The 18,792-nt window shown below is 43.5% G+C and carries 19 protein-coding genes; 7 read left to right on the top strand and 12 right to left on the bottom strand.

Going from position 1 to position 18,792, the window contains the following annotated elements; all coding sequences use genetic code 11:
- Positions 1–75 precede the first annotated feature (75 nt).
- The 3 genes from rsgA to ACAX20_RS00875 all read left to right on the top strand — a co-directional run bounded on the left by rsgA (position 76) and on the right by ACAX20_RS00875 (position 2,846).
- Complete coding sequence (gene rsgA / locus ACAX20_RS00885) at positions 76–1,110, top strand: small ribosomal subunit biogenesis GTPase RsgA (RefSeq protein ID WP_371187752.1); 1,035 nt, start codon at positions 76–78, stop codon at positions 1,108–1,110.
- A 117-nt stretch (positions 1,111–1,227) separates the two neighbouring features.
- Complete coding sequence (gene asd, locus ACAX20_RS00880; RefSeq protein ID WP_371187750.1) at positions 1,228–2,100, top strand: archaetidylserine decarboxylase; 873 nt, start codon at positions 1,228–1,230, stop codon at positions 2,098–2,100.
- A 5-nt stretch (positions 2,101–2,105) separates the two neighbouring features.
- The gene (locus ACAX20_RS00875; protein ID WP_371187748.1) at positions 2,106–2,846 is read left to right on the top strand and encodes a glycerophosphodiester phosphodiesterase; all 741 of its coding nucleotides are present in this window, start codon (positions 2,106–2,108) and stop codon (positions 2,844–2,846) included.
- 77 nt (positions 2,847–2,923) lie between these two features.
- Here ACAX20_RS00875 and ACAX20_RS00870 read toward each other — a convergent pair whose 3' ends face one another.
- The 12 genes from ACAX20_RS00870 to gspC all read right to left on the bottom strand — a co-directional run bounded on the left by ACAX20_RS00870 (position 2,924) and on the right by gspC (position 14,516).
- Positions 2,924–3,673, bottom strand: coding sequence for a type II secretion system protein N (locus ACAX20_RS00870; protein WP_371187746.1), 750 nt, complete (start codon positions 3,671–3,673; stop codon positions 2,924–2,926).
- 9 nt (positions 3,674–3,682) lie between these two features.
- On the bottom strand, positions 3,683–4,156 hold the full coding sequence (gene gspM / locus ACAX20_RS00865; protein WP_371187744.1) for a type II secretion system protein GspM: 474 nt from the start codon (positions 4,154–4,156) through the stop codon (positions 3,683–3,685).
- Complete coding sequence (gene gspL / locus ACAX20_RS00860) at positions 4,153–5,415, bottom strand: type II secretion system protein GspL (protein WP_371187742.1); 1,263 nt, start codon at positions 5,413–5,415, stop codon at positions 4,153–4,155. The genes gspM and gspL overlap by 4 nt, the downstream gene beginning before the upstream one ends.
- On the bottom strand, positions 5,415–6,497 hold the full coding sequence (gene gspK, locus ACAX20_RS00855) for a type II secretion system minor pseudopilin GspK (RefSeq protein WP_371187740.1): 1,083 nt from the start codon (positions 6,495–6,497) through the stop codon (positions 5,415–5,417). The genes gspL and gspK overlap by 1 nt, the downstream gene beginning before the upstream one ends.
- Before the next feature lie 19 nt (positions 6,498–6,516).
- Positions 6,517–7,143 (bottom strand): type II secretion system minor pseudopilin GspJ, encoded by a 627-nt coding sequence (gene gspJ, locus ACAX20_RS00850; protein WP_371189539.1) that lies wholly within the window; start codon positions 7,141–7,143, stop codon positions 6,517–6,519.
- A 9-nt stretch (positions 7,144–7,152) separates the two neighbouring features.
- Positions 7,153–7,533, bottom strand: a complete 381-nt coding sequence (gene gspI / locus ACAX20_RS00845) for a type II secretion system minor pseudopilin GspI (RefSeq protein WP_371187738.1) — start codon at positions 7,531–7,533, stop codon at positions 7,153–7,155.
- Between the two features lie 7 nt (positions 7,534–7,540).
- A complete protein-coding gene (gspH, locus tag ACAX20_RS00840) occupies positions 7,541–8,125 on the bottom strand; it encodes a type II secretion system minor pseudopilin GspH (protein ID WP_371187736.1) in 585 nt (194 codons plus the stop codon).
- Between the two features lie 26 nt (positions 8,126–8,151).
- The gene (gspG, locus tag ACAX20_RS00835; RefSeq protein WP_371187734.1) at positions 8,152–8,616 is read right to left on the bottom strand and encodes a type II secretion system major pseudopilin GspG; all 465 of its coding nucleotides are present in this window, start codon (positions 8,614–8,616) and stop codon (positions 8,152–8,154) included.
- Between the two features lie 10 nt (positions 8,617–8,626).
- The gene (gspF, locus tag ACAX20_RS00830) at positions 8,627–9,841 is read right to left on the bottom strand and encodes a type II secretion system inner membrane protein GspF (RefSeq protein WP_371187732.1); all 1,215 of its coding nucleotides are present in this window, start codon (positions 9,839–9,841) and stop codon (positions 8,627–8,629) included.
- Between the two features lie 5 nt (positions 9,842–9,846).
- Positions 9,847–11,430 carry a type II secretion system ATPase GspE gene (gene gspE / locus ACAX20_RS00825; protein WP_371187731.1) on the bottom strand — a complete coding sequence of 528 codons (1,584 nt, stop codon included), beginning with the start codon at positions 11,428–11,430 and terminating at the stop codon, positions 9,847–9,849.
- A complete protein-coding gene (gene gspD / locus ACAX20_RS00820; RefSeq protein ID WP_371189537.1) occupies positions 11,417–13,492 on the bottom strand; it encodes a type II secretion system secretin GspD in 2,076 nt (691 codons plus the stop codon). Before gspD ends, gspE begins: the two co-directional genes overlap by 14 nt.
- A 67-nt stretch (positions 13,493–13,559) precedes the next feature.
- Positions 13,560–14,516, bottom strand: coding sequence for a type II secretion system protein GspC (gene gspC / locus ACAX20_RS00815; RefSeq protein WP_371187729.1), 957 nt, complete (start codon positions 14,514–14,516; stop codon positions 13,560–13,562).
- A gap of 407 nt (positions 14,517–14,923) precedes the next feature.
- Between gspC and hslR the strand changes: the two genes are divergently transcribed.
- The 4 genes from hslR (at position 14,924) to ACAX20_RS00795 (ending at position 18,765) form a co-directional block, all read left to right on the top strand.
- The gene (hslR, locus tag ACAX20_RS00810) at positions 14,924–15,334 is read left to right on the top strand and encodes a ribosome-associated heat shock protein Hsp15 (protein WP_371187727.1); all 411 of its coding nucleotides are present in this window, start codon (positions 14,924–14,926) and stop codon (positions 15,332–15,334) included.
- Between the two features lies 1 nt (position 15,335).
- Entirely contained in the window at positions 15,336–16,193 is an 858-nt protein-coding gene (hslO, locus tag ACAX20_RS00805; RefSeq protein WP_371187726.1) for an Hsp33 family molecular chaperone HslO, read from the top strand.
- 247 nt (positions 16,194–16,440) lie between these two features.
- Positions 16,441–18,042, top strand: a complete 1,602-nt coding sequence (pckA, locus tag ACAX20_RS00800; protein ID WP_371187725.1) for a phosphoenolpyruvate carboxykinase (ATP) — start codon at positions 16,441–16,443, stop codon at positions 18,040–18,042.
- A 306-nt stretch (positions 18,043–18,348) separates the two neighbouring features.
- Positions 18,349–18,765, top strand: a complete 417-nt coding sequence (locus ACAX20_RS00795) for a hypothetical protein (RefSeq protein WP_371187724.1) — start codon at positions 18,349–18,351, stop codon at positions 18,763–18,765.
- The last annotated feature ends 27 nt before the right edge of the window (positions 18,766–18,792 follow it).

Raw genomic sequence — 18,792 nt, 5'->3', positions numbered from 1 at the left:
CAAGCTGCTAGAGGTATAATACGGCATTATTAACACCATTCATACACGTGAATTAACAGCAGAACATCATACATTGTGGCTAAAGCGAAGAAATTAACGAAAGGGCAGCACAGGCGAATCAAGAAAAACATCGCCAATAAATTGTCGACCAAAAGTAACGACGAGATTTGGAAAGATTCCGAACTTGGCGAGACCCAGCAAGGCACCATTATCAGTCGTTTTGGTCAACACGCCGATGTACAGAGTGAAAATGGCGATATCATCCGCTGTAACATTCGTCGCACCGTTGATTCGCTGGTGTGTGGTGATCATGTTATTTGGCGCCCCGGCAAAGAAACAAAGCACAGTATTAGTGGCGTTATTGAAGCCGTACATGAGCGCAGCTCGGTGCTATCTCGCCCCGATGTCTACGATGGTGTAAAACCTATTGCAGCCAATATCGATCAAATTTTTATTGTCTCTTCTGTTGTCCCCGCCTTTAACGCCGATATTATCGATCGTTATTTAGTTGCCACGGAATTGACCGGTATTAAAGCCATTATTGTACTCAACAAAATTGACTTGCTCGACGCTAACAACCGTACCGATATCGACAACTACTTACAACTTTATCAAGACATTGGTTATGAGGTCATTCTGGTCAGCTCCAAACAACAACAGGGACTGGAACAAATTAGCCAACGCTTGAAAGATAAAACCAGCATTTTCGTTGGCCAGTCTGGTGTAGGTAAATCGACTTTAGTTAACACATTAATGCCAGGTCTCGACTTACTTACCCAGGAAGTCAGTGATGTTTCTGGCCTCGGTCAGCATACCACGACGGTTGCTCGTTTATATGATTTCCCCGATGGCGGACGATTGATCGATTCACCGGGTATTCGTGAATTTGGTTTATGGCACTTAACACCTGATCAAGTAGACAAAGGCTTCATTGAGTTCCAACCGCATTTTGGTTACTGCAAGTTTCGCGATTGTAAACATCAAAATGATCCAGGATGTGCGCTGAAACAAGCACTTACGGATGGTGAAATTAGCGAACAACGCTTTGCGAGTTATCAAAGAATACTTGCAAGTTTAGACAGTAATACACTAACATCGCGCTTTAAATAAAATTAGAGCGAATCACTACAGCTGGTTCGCTTGCGTATCATTAATTCAGCCCGATATTATTCATCTATAATAATCGATACTTGCAGCCTGTGTGCAAGTCACTATAAGGAACACGATGTGTCTTTCGATTCTTTAAAAATTGCGTTGCAGTACGCAATGCCTAAAACAGCTCTATCAAGGTTAGTAGGCAAATTTGCAAGCGCTAAAGCAGGCGCGGTGACCACGTTTGCAATTAAGCGTTTCATTAAGTCTTACAACATCGATATGAGTGAAGCAAAGCTAGAAAATGCGGAAGACTTTGCAACGTTTAACGATTTTTTTACCCGTGAATTAAAAGATGGCTTGCGCCCAATTAGCGCCGACAGCAAAGAAATTTGTTTTCCCGTTGACGGAACGATTAGCCAGCAAGGCGATATTGTTAACAACCAAATCATTCAAGCCAAAGGTTTTAACTACTCACTAGAAACCTTACTTGGTGGCGATGCTAATACCGCTGCGCCATTTCAAGGTGGTAAGTTCTCGACGATTTATCTGGCGCCAAAAGACTATCACCGCATTCATATGCCGATCGCTGGCACCTTGCGTGAGATGATTTTTGTGCCAGGTGATTTATTTAGTGTTAACCCATTAACCGCTGAAAATGTCCCTAACCTATTTGCCCGCAACGAACGTGTGGTAACCATTTTTGATACCGAAATCGGTCCTATTGCACTGGTTTTGGTTGGTGCAACCATTGTCGCCAGTATCGAAACCGTCTGGGCGGGTACTATCGCCCCAAGTGGTGGCAAAGCATTGCAGCGTTGGCATTACCCTGCCGCTGGTGAGCCAGGTGCTATCACCTTAGAGAAGGGTGCTGAAATGGGCCGCTTTAAGCTGGGCTCAACGACAGTGTGTTGTTTCCCTAAAGGAGCCATGGACTTCGTCAAAGATGATGGCCCCGGTAAGGTGACCCGCCTTGGTAAACCATACGGTTACGTTACTGAGGAGTAAGGCTTATGCTTGTTTTCGCGCATCGAGGAGCCAGTGGTCATAAACCAGAAAACACTCTTGCAGCGATTGAACAAGCGTTAGTAATGAAGGTGGACGGCATTGAAGTTGACGTCCACCTCTGCGACGATGAACTTATCGTCATCCATGACCGCAAGGTCGACGCCACGACCAATGGTAAAGGCTTGCTAACAAACTTCAGTTTTGCCCAGTTAAGACAATTGGACGCTGGTCAAGGCCAACAAATACCTACTCTTGATGAAGTGTTGCGTTGTATTAATGGGGCATGCTCGGTTAATATCGAATTAAAAGCCGAAGGCACCGTTACTCCGTTGTTACGCTGTATCAAAAAAGCCATTGATGACTATGGTTTTGATCTCGACCAATTGTTGGTCTCAAGCTTTAATCATCATTTACTTTATCAATTGAAAAGCCTCAACAACAACATTCACATTGGTGCCCTAACAGCCAGTTGTCCGCTTGATTATGCAACCTTTGCGGAACGTTTAAAGGCTTTTAGTGTGCACGTCGATATCGACTGCATTAATCAGGCTTTTGTTGATGATGCGCACCAACGAGGCTTAAAAGTGTTTGTCTATACTGTCAATGACGAAGAGGACATCATCGATATGCATCGCCTTGGTGTCGATGGCATTTTTAGCAACTATCCAAAGCGCAGCTTAGTAAAAATAGCTCATTTGAACGCCCCTAATAACGATCAAGCAACTCCTTCACTTATTACCCCCTAGGCTAGCTATCCGAGCAATTATTTACAGACAACAAAAAGGCTAGCAGATTGCTAGCCCTGACAGCCATAGCGTATTTCCTAAATTCGAATACGGTAGCGCCCTTGGTTATCTTTACGCCCTAAAAAACCAACGAACGATTGTAACTGTTCAGGAAACTCTGCTCCTGGTGTTACATAACCATTGGCATTAAAGCGCTTGCCATTAAACACGGCGTCTAATTCTAGCCCTAGGTTATTCTCTGGCGACACAGACACTGTAAGATTACCATTGGTACAAGATAAGTCTGCGGCTAAGTCACCTAGTGGCACATATTCGCCGGTTGCATCTAGCTGCGCAGCGAGCCAATTCACTTTACCTTTAGCCGCTGAGCATACAGCCTTGCCTGGGCGATACACCTCAATATTAACCCGTACTTGACCAGCCGCTTTAACAGTCATCATTAGAGGTAGTTGCTCTGCCATATAATCGGCGTCTATTTGTGCATTGAGAGCTTTTATCGTTGGTACATCAGCAGTAATATCTTCAGCACGAAACTGACCTTGATAACCGAGGGCGGTGCTACCGAAGGTCACATTAACACTCGGATTAAATGACAGCAGCGATAAAACATTAACCGACCAACTCACTTGTTCAAGTTGCTGGCTCCCCATATAGATGGTATCGACATCACCAGAAAATAACGAGCCAGACACTTTGCCAAGCTTAATATGATTTGGTAGAGCTAGCTGACCAACAAGTTTATCGGCAGGCGCTAACAACAACAAAAACAGCAAATATAAAACCAAGAATAGGCTAGCAAATGCGGAATATATTTTTATTTTACTCATACAATACAACTATCCTGCTTTACTTAACTGCAATCTGCGCACGGCAATCGAGCCAGAGGTATTGCTTTCACTAACATCAAGCGACATCACTTTTAATCCTTCTTTATTAGCGAGTGTATCAAGCCACGTAATAAAGGTATTAAACGGCACCTCATCAATCCACACTTGCAAATCTTCACCTTGCGGTTGCATACGAGCAATATCAATATTTTGGCGTCGGGCGGTACGGTTAACCACGGTCGATAAACTTGCCGATGACACACGTTTTCCTGTCGTTTGCTCTAATGCTTTCAACTTGAACAAATGTTCATCAACCCAAATCGCCAACTGCTGTTGACGGGCAAGCTTTTGCTCCGCTTTAGTGATGCTTTGATTGAGCGGTTGCCATACTGCTGTGAAAAATACAAAAATAACAACCACACTGGCCATGATGATCGCTAAACGCTGCTCACGCTGATTCAGTCCTAACCACCATTGTTTCATGATTTGCTCCTAATGCTGAATGAGCCGGTGATTTGATCACCTTGGTTATTTTGTGCACCCGCTTGCACGTCGAAATTGGCCGACTCCAGTTGCTGCTTAAACTTCTCAAAACTTTGATAGTCCTTTCCTTCTACTGATAAGCGAAGTTCTTGGCGCTTGCTATCAAAGCGAATAGACGTCGGTTTTATTGAGGTTGCGCTAGCAAAGGCTGGCTGTAAATCGTTAAGCATTGATAAGAAGCTCTCATCACCAGCCGATGAACCAAACTCCGCTAAACGGCGTTGAATTTGACTTTTAACGGTTGCTAATCGCACTCGCTTGGTGTTAGGGAATGCTTGTTTATAACGACGTTCAATTTGCTCGCTGACTTGAGCATACTGATTATCAAGCTGTTGTAATTCAACAACTTTACCAAGTACGGTCAACAACAATGCAACGCTTGCCAAACCTGTTACCCATAACCAGTTTTTCATTACTGGCGATTGTTGCTTTTTAACTTGATACTGCCCCTGCAACAAGTTGAAGCTTTGCTTACTCGCTTCTTTTGCTAACAGTAACATTGGTAACTCTAATGGTTGGGCTTGCCATGTTATGGCTTGATGCTCAATAGCTAAACTTGGCTCACCGTAATTATGAACCGTAAGCCTTGGCGGCACAGGTTGATCCGATGATGTATCTAACCTTGCCCCTCGCGATACCGCTAGTTGCTCTAGGGCCATCGGTAACAAGCTTTTATCGACAACAAAACCTGAGAAGCCATCAATTCGCAACAAACACTGATCGGCAATATTAACCATGCTCGCTGCTTGATGTTGTGGCATGCACAGCACGTCAGGGATCATATGCGTTACCTTAATACCCGCTTCATCAAACCAAGTTAACCATTGCTGTAACTGATTATGTGCAAGCCAAGCGACAAAGACATTTTCGTCACCATGGTAGTCTTTAGGTTTGCTGCCATAAGCAAAAAATAGCTGCTCCACATCGTTAGCCAGTTCTTCTTCTAACATGTAAGGCGCTGCCGTCTGCCAAGCACGACTATTTTTGCCGGGTACTTGCAGCGCTTTAAAGCCAATAGCTTGGCTATTAACTAATACTTTAACGTCTCGGCCCTGTGCCTTGGTCGCTAGTTCAATTAGCTGCGCTTTGCCATCGATCACCCCACTGGCTATTTCATCGGCTAATTCTTTGGCCACAATAAGCCATTGAATTGGCGCCTCAGCCTGACTCGAGATGCGAATATATAACGTCTCTCGCATTAATTGACTCCAATCGTTCTATCCACCACGGTAATGGTGTCATCTTCATTAATTTTCATCACCGACCTCATGCTGAAATAGCTGTTATTAAATGAGGTTTTGGTGGTCAATTCAAAGTAATCGCTATCAACCACAAACTGTTGACGCCATTGCTGTTGGTTTTTAATATTTTTTACAACGCTTAAGTCATAAAATTCATTAATCGTTTTAAACCCCTTGTCACCGCGCTTACTCAAAATCTCTTCTGCGGTACCTTCATCGACACCACCCAGCAATGCCTGTAATAACAAGACATTATCATTATCAATGGTATTGATGTTAATGCGGTGAATATCGGAATCTGGGATAACACAAACATAATCTTGTAACGCCATAATAACTTGCGGCGTAAAATGCTCTATTAAACGCAATTCATTAACACTAACCAATTTATTATTGGCTGCTAAATAGGGGTATTCCCGCGCCGCGTAATCATTATCTTCCGCGCCCCCGGCACTGACGATAGACGAGTCCTCATCAAGCCAGTCCAATAGCGCCTCGGCCATATATTCAGCGCTAAAGCGATCGACCCCATCAACTTCTAATAACGTGATTAGCTCAATAAGCGACGCTTTAGCTTTATTCTCTATAGGGGTTATAGGGTGATTATCTTGACTGGCTTGCGGCTCTGCTTCGTTGTCACTATTGTTATTATCACCAGCCTCTGCCGGTAACGTATTGTCATTGTTGCCTTGCTGCTTATTGAGCAACGAATTTAAATTAAAACACGACTGCAAGTCTTTTATTTCGCCACTAATTTCACCTAAGTCGACAGGGAATGCCGTTTCACCGGCAGCCCAAGGCTGAGCTAAGTGAGTAACCTCTTTATCATTACTGCTTTTAAACGATTGCGCCAATACCGTTTTAGCAAACGCTTCTGCCCCCATTGCATACCAATAGGCTTGTTGATTTGAATAGAGATTTTCACTGCGTTGCACTTGATAGATCAAGTTAGAGCTCATCCGTGATGCCAGCACCACACACAGCGCTAGCACTAACATAACCGTCACTAACGCGACACCGGCTTGCTTGCTTGGCTGCATGATTCTGCTGGATGGCGTGTTATACATTGCTCGCCTCGTCGGCAGACATGGTACCGGGTACTAAAAACTGTCGTCTTATCAATCCCATATCCTTTAAGGTAATTTCTATGGCTATCGCCAATGGCAAGTCACTTTCAGGGATCTTTTTTTGCCATTTTTTACCATCAAAGAATTCAAAATCAACTTGCTCGACATCGCTCAACAATGGTCTAACTTTCGGCTCGGTACCAACGACAGAGTCAACAAATAAATAATGTAGGCGATTTAATGTATCGTCTGCTAATTGATAAGCAACTGCTTGTACATCGGAGCGTGGTAATAACAAGGCGGGGTTGCGCCAGCCCTGTCGAACGAAGGCAATGCCATGTGTATTGCTTGAATAAGTGGATTCATTACTAAATAAATAACCATCGAGAGGTTGCTCGCCATTGAGGCGTACCGTACGCTTAGTCATTTGCAGAAAGTCACGTTCCATCAACAAAAATGCACGCTGTAATTCGGCCAAGCGCATACTTTTACGCTGATTGACGTCACTGGAAGTATTAATGGCCGACAACACCGAAGTGCTGGCCAGTGAGATCATCGCAAATACTAAAATGGCGATCAGTACTTCAATAAGCGTGAAACCTTGCTCTTTGCTCATCATCACGACCGACTATCTCGCTTTCGGGTTACTAACATAGGTCACCATACTAACCACAGGGTATTGATCATTGAGTTGCTCACGCACTTCGATGGTCACGGCACGCATATTAGGATCTTCCGTTTCCTCGATAATACGCTGCCAATGCCACTCATGCCCCGCCATTTCTTCTTTGCCTTTTTTCTTTTGCGGTGGCCAAGCTTGCTGCAAATTCACTTCGACTAACTGATTTGAGGCAACCCAGCTGGCGATACTTTTGATTTCTAAATTAGCCGTACCGACTAAGCTGGTACTCGCTACGCCCATGACCGCCGTGCCAGCTATTGCAAAAATGGTTAAGGCTAATAACACTTCAATTAGGGTAAACCCAGAGCGCCGGCGATTATATGGCATTGTCAAATTAACGGGAGCCATCAGTAGCCTCGGTCACCGTCAATGGCAATGTATAAGATGCGGACACATCGACATATAGTGGTTGCTCAAAGCCATTATCGTAGATAAAGGTCAATTTAAAGGGGGTGATATCGCCCGCTGATAAAATAAAAACCTGCGGATAAATCGGCTTTTCTTCCTCTAAATCTCCCTCAAACAAATCGTCTTCTAGATCGCGAAACATCGATTGCTCAACCACCATAGCATCATCGTCTATCGGTAAGTCATCAAGACTCAATGCTAACTGTATGGGTTGTTCAAGGCTGACCTGAGTAAGCATGTCCTGGTCGGGCACAGGTACCCAGCGACGGCCATCATAGGCAAGAAATTGGTAGGTATTGTCCTCAATACGCAAGCCAAGCTCGACGTTGTTGAGCAAAGCAAATTCGCTGGCTAAGGTAAACAATTGTACAAACTGATGAGTTTGTTGCTCAAGTTCATCGCGAGGATCGGCGCCACGAATATTCGGCACCACCGCAGAAAACATGATGCCGAGTACCACCATCACCATCATGATTTCCAATAAGGTAAAACCTTTTTCCCCGCGTTTCATAAGTCCCCTAAAGCATCGTCTTAACGCTAATTACCAGCGTTTGGACCACCTTCTTGCCACTGTTTAATGTTCCAATTACCAATGTCGTCATCGGTACCTGGTTCACCATCTTCACCTGCAGAAAATACATCGTAGCGACCGAACTCACCCGGGCTAATTAAAATGTAATCATTACCCCATGGATCAAGCGGTAATGAAGAAATATAGCCGCCTTCTAAAAAGCGACGCGGTGTTGGTTCGATATCGGTAGGCTCAACCAATGCTTCTAAGCCTTGCTCTGTAGTTGGGAAGTTAAAGTTATCGGCTTTATAAGTAATCAGCGCTTTTTCTAATGCTTGCACATCTGAGATGGCTTTTTGCACGTTAGCACGGTCTAAATTACCCATCACATTAGGCAATACCATGGCACCAAGCAAACCTAAAATAACGATAACAATCATGATTTCAAATAATGTGAAACCGCGTGCATTACGACGCTTTTGAATTTTCATTAACAACACCTTATATCATTGTATTTAATTGCAATATTGGCTGAACAATAGCCATAACGATAAACAACACAATTACCCCCATGGTAACCATTAGGGCTGGTTCAAATACCTTTAACGAGATACCGACTAACGCCTCAAATTGTTTATCTTGATTATCAGCAGCGCGCTCAAGCATAGACTCAAGCTCACCAGATTTTTCACCACTCGCGATCATATGGACCATCATCGGCGGAAATAGTTTTGTTTGTTTTAAAGACGCCTGCAGACTACCACCTTCACGGACTTTATCGGCAGCTTCTTGGACCTTAACTTTAATAAAATCATTGGTGAGAACTTCACCGGCGATGCGCATACTTTCCAGCAGTGGCACAGAGCTTGCCGTTAAGATACTCAATGTACGGGCAAAGCGTGCGGTATTCAAACCTTTGGTTACTTTGCCTGTTATTGGCACCGATAGTGACTTTTGATGGACCCGCATGCGAAAGTTGGCTTTTTTCATCATTTGCTTAAAGACAAGCAAGGCGATAATAATTGCAGCGACAATCCACAACACGTAATTTTGTAAAAATTCACTCACCGCGATGAGCAATTGCGTCGTTGCAGGGAGTTGCTCACCTAGGTGATCAAATTGGCCGACAATTTGTGGTACCACAGCAACCAATAACACCACGATAACAGATACCGCGACTAACGTCATAATGACCGGATAAATCGATGCTTGAATAATTTGCGACCGCATATTTTGACGTTGCTCGGTATAGTCGGCAAGACGATTTAATACCTTATCTAAATGGCCTGACTTTTCACCAGCGGCTACCATCGCACGAAACAAGTTATCGAAAATGTAAGGAAATTCAGCCATAGAGTCAGCCAAGGTAAAACCTTCGTTAACTTTGCCTCGGACCGACATAATCATACTTTTTAGTTTATCTTTTTCGCACTGCTCGGCAACAGCCATCAGCGATTCTTCTAATGGCAAGCCGGACTCGACCAGAGTTGCTAATTGTCGAGTGATCAGCGCAAGCTCTGCCGCCGATATTTTTTGTCGACCAAAGCGTACTGCCGATGATTGCTGTTTCTCTTTCGCTAATGATGGCGTCACTTGCAGGGGAATCAAGCCTTGTTCACGTAGCATTGAACGTACTTGTCTTGCGTTATCGCCTTCAATTACACCTTTTTTATTTTTACCTCGGCTATCCACCGCTTGGTAATCAAATGCCGCCATTTAGCTTAACCTTCCCGGGTTACTCGTAAAATTTCTTCCAATGTGGTTTCGCCAGCAAGTACCTTGTCAAAACCATCATGGCGAATACTCGGCGTGTGTTGGCGCACCATATTGACGATGGCTTGCTCACCAGCATTATTTTGAATCAGCTCACGAACGTTATCGTCAACTACCAATAACTCATGAATACCGGTACGACCGCGATAACCAAGATATTTACACTTTTCACAACCGACAGCGCGGTAAATAATATGCTGTGCTTGCTCGTCAACACCAAGCAAGCGTGCTTCCTCTTCGGTAGCTACATGCTGTTCTTTACAATGTGGACATAAGGTACGCACTAAACGTTGAGCAAGTACACCCAATAAACTTGAAGATAATAAGAATGGCTCAATGCCCATGTCTTCTAAACGGGTGATTGCCCCTGCGGCAGTGTTGGTATGCAAGGTTGATAACACCAAGTGACCCGTTAAACTGGCCTGCACAGCAATTTGAGCCGTTTCCAAATCACGGATCTCCCCCACCATCACCACATCCGGATCTTGACGTAATATAGCGCGCAAGCCTCGAGCAAACGTCATATCTACTTTCGTGTTTACCTGGGTTTGACCAATACCTTCAATAGCAAATTCTATCGGATCTTCAACCGTTAAAATATTGCGCTCACGCGAGTCAATCTGTGTCAAACCAGCATATAAAGTGGTACTTTTACCAGAGCCGGTCGGGCCGGTCACCAAAATAATACCATGCGGTTTATTGATAACATCGGTAAATTTTTTGCGGATCTCATTAGTCATGCCTAAGTCAACTAAGTTTAACCGCGCAGCGTTTTTATCTAATAAACGCAATACTACACGCTCGCCATGACTCGACGGCATGGTTGATACTCGCACATCTACGGCACGACCACCAATAAGCAGGGAAATACGACCATCTTGGGGGATACGTTTTTCGGCGATATCAAGCTTAGCCATAACCTTAATACGTGATACTAACATGGATGCTAGCTTACGATTTGGTTTTAAAATTTCGCGCAATACACCATCGACACGGAAACGAATTTTTAATACTTTTTCAAAGGTTTCGATATGAATATCCGATGCGCTTTCTTTGATCGCCTCAGATAACATAGCGTTGATTAATTTAATGATCGGCGCATCATCTTCGTTTTCGAGCAAGTCTTCAACATCATGAATTTCATCAGCAAGCGAATACAAATTGGCCTCATTACCAATATCTTCCATTAACTGTTGTGCTTCCGAAGAGTCGCGCTGATAAGCCAGCGTTAATAATCGCTCAAATTCATCATGGTCATGTATTTCAACATTAAACGATGTCTTCAAGTAGCGCTGTACTTCGAGCAAAGTCGATAGCTTAGGCTGCCCTGAACAATGCAAAATTAATTGCTGCTCTTGTTGCTCGGTCAGCACACCATGACGCTTCGCAAAACCAAATGGTAAACGCACCGGATCACGACCAACGGCGGCAACGGCTTGTTCATCTTGCAACAATTGCTCATCATTGGCTGCACTATCAATTAATGCTTCGGCTTCATCACCTAATGGTAACTGCTCGTTATTGCTCATCATCACCTTCTCGCAATGCCGGCTCAACAACCTCTTGTTCAAACTTTTCTGTAGCACGATTTTGCATGTACTGATTAAACGATGGTGGTAACTCTAAACTGTCTTGCCACTCAGGTAATAGAGGCAGTTTCTCATCGTCCATTAACGACAAGCCCTCTTCTTGTTTTTGCAGTTCAACCGCACGCATGTAGTTGTATTTTTTCTTAGTGATGGCATCCATCGCTGAACCTTCACGCAGAATCGTTGGACGCAAGAACACCATCAAATTACGTTTACGCGTGGTGGTGCCGGTCGAGCGGAATAAATGACCTAGAATAGGGATATCACCCAATAGCGGGACTTTTTGTTGCGACTCTTGCACATCTTCGTCAATCAAACCACCTAACACAACCGTTGAGCCATGGTCGGCCATCACCGTAGTTTTTATCTCACGTTTATTAATGGCAATATCAACACCGGTTGCACCACTTACCGATGACACTTCTTGCTCAATCATCAGTTGTACACCAGTGCCTTCATTCACTTGTGGGGTGACTTTTAACTTGATACCCACTTCTTTACGATCTACCGTTTGGAATGGATTTGAGTTATTACTACCGGTAGATGAGCCAGTGATGATCGGCACTTCCTGACCGACAATAAAGTAGGCTTCTTCGTTATCTAGCGTGGTAATACTTGGTGTTGCTAAGATGTTTGAGTTTACATCACTGCTCACCGCTTGAACGATCGCGCCCCAATCATCGTCAACTAAACCAAACATCATACCGCTGACGTTACCTAGCAATTGCGCAAGGATGGTGTAATCGCCACGTGTATCTGGGTTTTTAGACTCGGTAATCGAACCATCGGCATTGGTGATCGTTGTTTGTGAGGCTTTTTCTCCTTCAGCGGCAACCGCACCAGCTGCAATACCTGAAATAGGCACTACACCATTAGTAAACTGGGTGAAGCCACCCTCGGCCGACCCCCATTGAATACCAAGCTGGGCACCGTTTGACTCGAATACTTCGACGATAATTGCTTCAACCAGAACTTGCGCACGGCGTACATCTAACTGGCGAATTACCGACTCTAATGAGCGCAACATGTCAGGCTCAGCGGTAATCACTAAGGTATTGGTATCTTCATGCGCTTCAATTGAGACATTACGCTGCGAGTTACGACGAACCGCCGGTGTCCCTGTTGTTCCTGTGCTGGTAGTCGACTTTTGAATTGAGTCACTAACGCTTTGTAATACTTGAACTAAGTCTTTAGCCTTAGAGTATTTAAGATAGTAAACGCGGGTGTTACCTGAGGTTTCTAATTCGCTATCAAGACGAGCGATCAATTTAGCAATACGTGCACGCGCTTGGCGCTCACCAGAGATAATGACAGTATTGGTACGATCGTCGGCGACAATTTGTGGGATTAAAAACGCCGGGGTGTCCGATTTACCGGTCGCGGGTTTGTTGATGTTTTCGATAATACGCACCATTTCGCCAGCTGATGCGTGCTCAAGCTTAACCATTTGCACATCTTTATCGCCGGCTCTATCAACACGTTGAATGATATTGGCAAGACGATTCACCACCGCTGCCGTACCGGTCATCATAATCACATTAGATGGCTCGTAGTGAACGACGTTACCGCCACCGGCTTGGTCACTTAATTGACGTAGTAATGGCGATAATTCACGCACCGATACATTTTTTACTTCAATAACACGGGTAACCATTTCATCGCCAACACCAGGGTTATTGTCGCCAACGACCGGAATGTTTCTCGTTTTGGCTTCTTTATTTGGCACAACCTTTAAAATGTTGTTGTCCATTTCAACTACTGCAAAGCCATAAACCTCAAGCACATTGAGAAAGAATTGGTAGTACTGGCGCTCGGTTAATAAGTCGTAACTGCGAACATTCACCTTACCGCGTACTTTTGGGTCAACAATGATGGTTTTCTTAAGGTTTTTACCAACAATGTTAATAAACTCGGTAATTTCAGTGCCTTTAAAGTTTGGAGAGTACTGTGCCGCCCAAACGTTCGATACGTTTAGGCTTGATGCCATAGCGATGGCGGTTAGCATACCCGCAGAGGCTTTTTTTATTGTATTTGCGCAAAGAATTCGGCGCATGAATCTTCTCCAGTTAGTGTTATAGTCCCAAGGAAATATCGTGTAATACGCCATCGCGTTCAACTAATAAGTCGACATGCTCAGCACTACGAAGTTCCATAAGTGCTTGTTGTGCTTCTCGCATGTCAGTTAAATCACGGCCATTGATTTGCACAGCAATATCACCAGCAATTAGTCCAACTTCTTGGAAAAATTCTGGATCTTTGCTCGGCATCAAACGATAACCAACCACTTTGCCTTCACGACGATAGGGTGAAATTCTAAGATAATCGGTGATCTTACTGGGATCGTTTAAAATATCTGTTTTCAGTTGCGCAACGCGTTGTTTAATGCGTGCTTGCGCCTCTTCGGAATTGTCATCTTTTTTCTCTTGCTGTGCTCGGACATTGCGCAACGACAGCGAACGTTTATCGTTTTTCGGCTGAGTCGCTTCACCATTGATTTGTTTGCTGTATTCAAAACCATCGAGCATTAATGTTTCCATGCGACCAGCAGACTCAATAATAACTCTGTCAGCATGTACTTGCTTTAATACAGCTCGCGTACCTGTGATTTTATCGTCAATACCGTAGGTTTCCTGTGTCCCTTGTGACTCAATGATGGCTGCAGCAATGCTAATGTCATCCGATGCAACCACACCGGTTAAGGTTAATCGCAGCTTAGTTTGCGGCGCAGATTCTACCTGTGGTACTGGCTTAGGTACTGCACTTGGCTTGTTATATTCACCAAATAGATTGAGCTTGGTGATAGCATTAATATCGATATCTTCGGCTGAATTGGCTTTTTGTTTTACCGACGCCCCCCCCGTGCTTGGCGATGACGTGACAACAGGTTGCGGTACCAACAACCAAGTCGTGGCAGCTGCCCAATATGCTAAATAGATAAATAGCACCACCAGTAACACTTGACTTAATGCCTTTTGTGGCACTTTCTGCCATAAGGTTTGAAACTGATGAGTAATCTGCGCTAGATCCATATTTCGCTATTGCCGGTAAACTATTAATAAAAATTCGCTGTCCCGATAATACTTAACGATAACGCCAGTCACAAGCGCCGTAACGACTTTTTTGCCAATCACACTGGCTATTTACAATTTATTTACATTGGCGGTATTGAAACACAATATTTCCTATATTTCACAATCAGTCGTGAACTTAGTTAATCACGTACGAATCAAAGCTCCACGTTTGTCGACAATGGCATCATAGCTAGCGAGGACTATTGCACAGCGCATATTGACCTTTGTGTAATAATTATCTTCAAAGGTAAAATCATTTTGATAAAGGCAACAACTTGTAATAAAACGCCGCAAAGTTGGGCTAAACTGGCTAAAATTTATCATTTATGATAAAAATGCGGCAAATTTCTGATAGCAGGTATATCGTGGCTAAAAATTCATCCGCAAACATTGAAAACACCGCCGTACGCCTTGATAAATGGCTATGGGCAGCAAGATTTTATAAAACTCGAGCCATCGCCAAACAGATGATTGATGGTGGTAAAGTGTTTTATAACGGTCAACGCAGTAAATCGAGTAAAAATGTACAAATTGGCGATCGTATCCGTGTCCGTCAAGGCTACGATGAAAAAGAAGTATTAATCATCGCTTTAGCCGAACGACGACGCGATGCCAGCTTTGCTCAGACACTCTATCAGGAAACCGAGCAAAGCGTTAGCACTCGTGAAAATAACGCCCTCGCTCGTAAGCAAGGGGTATTATTTAGTCCTGGCAGTGATACCAAGCCAGATAAAAAACAACGTCGTAAACTACGAGAATTTAAAGAAAGGATCTAACGTGACTGTTAGTAAAGATATATTACATCGTTATGTATTTGAAGACTTACACGCTCGTGGCGAGCTTGTACAGCTTGATCAAAGTTTTAAACAAATTATTGAAAACCACGATTACCCAAGCGCTGTAACAAAACTGTTGGGTGAATTAATGGCTGCAACATGCCTACTCACCGCTACCCTAAAGTTTGAAGGCGAAATTGCCGTACAAATTCAAGGTGATGGTCCAGTTAAATACATGGTAATCAATGGTGATCATCAGCAACAAATGCGCGGTATAGCCCGCATCGTTGCAGATATAGAAGGTGACAGCCTGCATGATTTGATGGGCAAAGCCAATATGATCATTACCGTTATTCCAAAACAAGGCGAGCGTTACCAAGGTATTGTTGCTTTAGAAGGAGATACCTTAGCGCAATGTCTTGAACATTATTTTGCCACATCTGAACAGTTGGCAACACGTATTTGGCTATATGCTGATGTTACGACGGTGCAAGCAGGGGGCTCGTTAATTCAAGTATTACCCGATTCAGAAGACAAGCAGCAGCAACTTGATGATTTTGAACATATCAGCCAACTTACTCATACGTTAACCGCTAAAGAAGTATTTGAGCTTGATGCGCAAGAAATACTATACCGCCTTTATCATGAACAGAAAGTTCGCTTGTATGATCCTCAACAGGTTAGCTTTGTTTGTGGCTGTACTGAAGATAAATGCTTATCGGCGATAGCCAACATGGGCAAGGAAGGTATTGAACAGCATTTAGCGGAACATGGTGCCTTTAATATCACCTGTGATTTCTGTTTAACCGAATACCACTTCGATGCTGAAAAATTAAAACCATTATTACAGCCAAATTAAGTCTAATTTTCGCATCATAAAAATGATGTAATTTTACTACCTTTTTGGCGTTAACTTTCCTGAGTTTGTTATAATTTACGGTTGTTAACGCCACTTTTGAAAGGCCCTCAAAAAACTTTCAACATCGTCGACATTTCCCTTTCCTTTACCCCTTATATTGTTTAGTATGCGATCAATTCAACAAGAATTTAGACTTATAACTCTAATATAATTCAGCATCACTTTATATTTTGGGGAGCTCGCTCGAATGCCTAAAACGATAGATTTATCAGTGTACGGTATCCACAATACCACTGAAATCGTTCACAACCCTAGTTACGACACATTATTTGCCGAAGAAACTAAGCAAGATTTGCAAGGTTTTGAGAAGGGCACCGTTACCAATAGTGGTGCGGTTGCGGTAGACACGGGTATTTTTACCGGTCGCTCGCCAAAAGATAAATACATTGTTCGAGATGACACAACAAAAGATACCGTTTGGTGGTCTGATCAAGGTAAAAATGATAATAAGCCAATGTCCCCTGAAACCTGGGTACAGCTAAAAGATCTCGTCACTACTCAGTTATCAACGAAGCGCTTGTTTGTGGTTGATACTTTTTGTGGTGCCAATGAAGATACTCGTCTAAAAGTACGCTTCATTACTGAGGTGGCATGGCAAGCACACTTTGTGAAGAATATGTTCATTCGCCCAAGTGATGAAGAGCTAGAAAACTATGAGCCTGATTTTGTGGTTATGAATGGCGCTAAGACCAATAACCCAAACTGGCAACAACAAGGCTTAAACTCTGAAAATTTTGTTGCGTTTAACCTAACCGAGCGCATGCAGCTTATTGGTGGTACTTGGTACGGTGGTGAAATGAAAAAGGGCATGTTCTCAATGATGAACTACCTATTACCATTAAAGGGAATCGCCTCTATGCACTGTAGCGCTAACATTGGTAAAGACGGTGACACAGCGATCTTCTTCGGTCTATCAGGTACAGGTAAAACAACCCTATCAACTGATCCTAATCGCCAGCTAATTGGTGATGATGAACACGGTTGGGATGACAATGGCGTATTTAACTTTGAAGGTGGCTGTTACGCTAAAACCATCAATCTAAGCGCTGAAAACGAACCCGACATTTATAACGCCATCCGCCGTGATGCGCTACTTGAAAATGTTGTTGTTAAAGAAAATGGCGATATCGATTTTGATAACGCCAGCAAAACTGAAAACACCCGAGTATCGTACCCGATTCACCACATCGACAACATTGTTAAACCGATATCGCGTGGCGGCCATGCAACCAAAGTAATCTTCCTTACCGCAGACGCCTTTGGGGTATTACCACCGGTTGCGAAATTAACACCAGAGCAAACAGAGTACTATTTCTTATCTGGTTTCACCGCCAAACTAGCGGGTACTGAGCGCGGTATTACCGAACCTACACCAACGTTCTCAAGCTGTTTTGGTGCGGCATTCTTAAGTCTACACCCAACCAAATACGCTGATGTATTGGTTAAGCGTATGCAAGCAAGTGGCGCCGAAGCCTATTTAGTCAATACCGGCTGGAATGGCAGTGGTAAACGTATCTCAATAAAAGATACTCGTGCCATTATCGATGCTATCTTAGACGGTTCGATTGAACAGGCTGAATGTCAAACCTTACCAATGTTTAACTTATCTGTTCCTAAGTCACTTGAGCAAGTCAATGACGGTATTCTTGATCCGCGTGACACCTATCAAGATGCAACCGAGTGGCAACAAAAAGCTGAAGACTTAGCGGCTAAATTTATTAATAATTTTGAGAAATTTACCGATAACGAACACGGTCAGAAATTAGTTGCCGCAGGTCCAAAACTGTAACCAACGACATTAAAGATCGCAAAAGCCAGCATTGATGCTGGCTTTTTTATACCCCCAAGCTAACCAACATCACGGCAACTATGGTCATCTTACCGTTGGCCCTAACTGACAATACCAGTTAATAACTCACACCACAGTGCATATGTTCTTTGGTCACCTTCGTTAACATCATGAGCTACTGAACTCACCGTAAAGAGCGCCAACATTGACCGTATCTAAGCCCCGCCAAAATTTGGTCTATACTTTATAAAACGTTCTGTGAATATCTATTTATTACTTAATATCAACAATATATAAAGGAGCATAATGGACGTCAATTGGCAGGGAAATAACAACAAAAAGCTAGCAAGCGCTAACAGGACATTGATTGCCTATGATTTTAATATGATCATTTTGGACCAAGACGTGCCTTTGCGTCACAACATGTTATTCGCTTTAAAGCAGCATCGACCATTTTGGCTATTGTTGATCCTCACCGCTTGCCTCGATTATCTCACCACCATTTATTTTATGCATTACGGCGGCATCGACTTAGAAGCTAATCGCATTATTCGCGAGTTGGCCCATACATTTGGCATGTACGCTGGCGTCGCTATAGGCAAAGTATTGCAACTCTGCTCGGCACTCGCCTTTTGTGCCTTATCACGTGAAATGTCTCGCCCTATCTTACTGCTTATTATTGGCCTTAACTGCGTTGCTATTTTCATCAACAGCTATTATTAACGGCAAACTAGAGCGACAAATTAAGTA

It is taken from the genome of Thalassotalea sp. Sam97, assembly GCF_041379765.1.
GTDB classification, from domain to species: domain Bacteria; phylum Pseudomonadota; class Gammaproteobacteria; order Enterobacterales; family Alteromonadaceae; genus Thalassotalea_A; species Thalassotalea_A maritima.
Note: the sequence above shows the minus strand (reverse complement) of the source record. Positions and strands in the feature narration are given on the sequence as shown.

Excerpts from the sequence above, each read along its gene's own strand:
- ACAX20_RS00875 (WP_371187748.1), top strand. The coding sequence starts at position 2,106 with ATGCTTGTTTTCGCGCATCGAGGAGCCAGTGGTCATAAACCAGAAAAC.
- ACAX20_RS00870 (WP_371187746.1), bottom strand. The coding sequence starts at position 3,673 with ATGAGTAAAATAAAAATATATTCCGCATTTGCTAGCCTATTCTTGGTT.
- gspM (WP_371187744.1), bottom strand. The coding sequence starts at position 4,156 with ATGAAACAATGGTGGTTAGGACTGAATCAGCGTGAGCAGCGTTTAGCG.
- gspL (WP_371187742.1), bottom strand. The coding sequence starts at position 5,415 with ATGCGAGAGACGTTATATATTCGCATCTCGAGTCAGGCTGAGGCGCCA.
- gspK (WP_371187740.1), bottom strand. The coding sequence starts at position 6,497 with ATGCAGCCAAGCAAGCAAGCCGGTGTCGCGTTAGTGACGGTTATGTTA.
- gspJ (WP_371189539.1), bottom strand. The coding sequence starts at position 7,143 with ATGATGAGCAAAGAGCAAGGTTTCACGCTTATTGAAGTACTGATCGCC.
- gspI (WP_371187738.1), bottom strand. The coding sequence starts at position 7,533 with ATGCCATATAATCGCCGGCGCTCTGGGTTTACCCTAATTGAAGTGTTA.
- gspH (WP_371187736.1), bottom strand. The coding sequence starts at position 8,125 with ATGAAACGCGGGGAAAAAGGTTTTACCTTATTGGAAATCATGATGGTG.
- gspG (WP_371187734.1), bottom strand. The coding sequence starts at position 8,616 with ATGAAAATTCAAAAGCGTCGTAATGCACGCGGTTTCACATTATTTGAA.
- gspF (WP_371187732.1), bottom strand. The coding sequence starts at position 9,841 with ATGGCGGCATTTGATTACCAAGCGGTGGATAGCCGAGGTAAAAATAAA.
- gspE (WP_371187731.1), bottom strand. The coding sequence starts at position 11,430 with ATGATGAGCAATAACGAGCAGTTACCATTAGGTGATGAAGCCGAAGCA.
- gspD (WP_371189537.1), bottom strand. The coding sequence starts at position 13,492 with ATGCTAACCGCCATCGCTATGGCATCAAGCCTAAACGTATCGAACGTT.
- gspC (WP_371187729.1), bottom strand. The coding sequence starts at position 14,516 with ATGGATCTAGCGCAGATTACTCATCAGTTTCAAACCTTATGGCAGAAA.
- pckA (WP_371187725.1), top strand. The coding sequence starts at position 16,441 with ATGCCTAAAACGATAGATTTATCAGTGTACGGTATCCACAATACCACT.
- ACAX20_RS00795 (WP_371187724.1), top strand. The coding sequence starts at position 18,349 with ATGGACGTCAATTGGCAGGGAAATAACAACAAAAAGCTAGCAAGCGCT.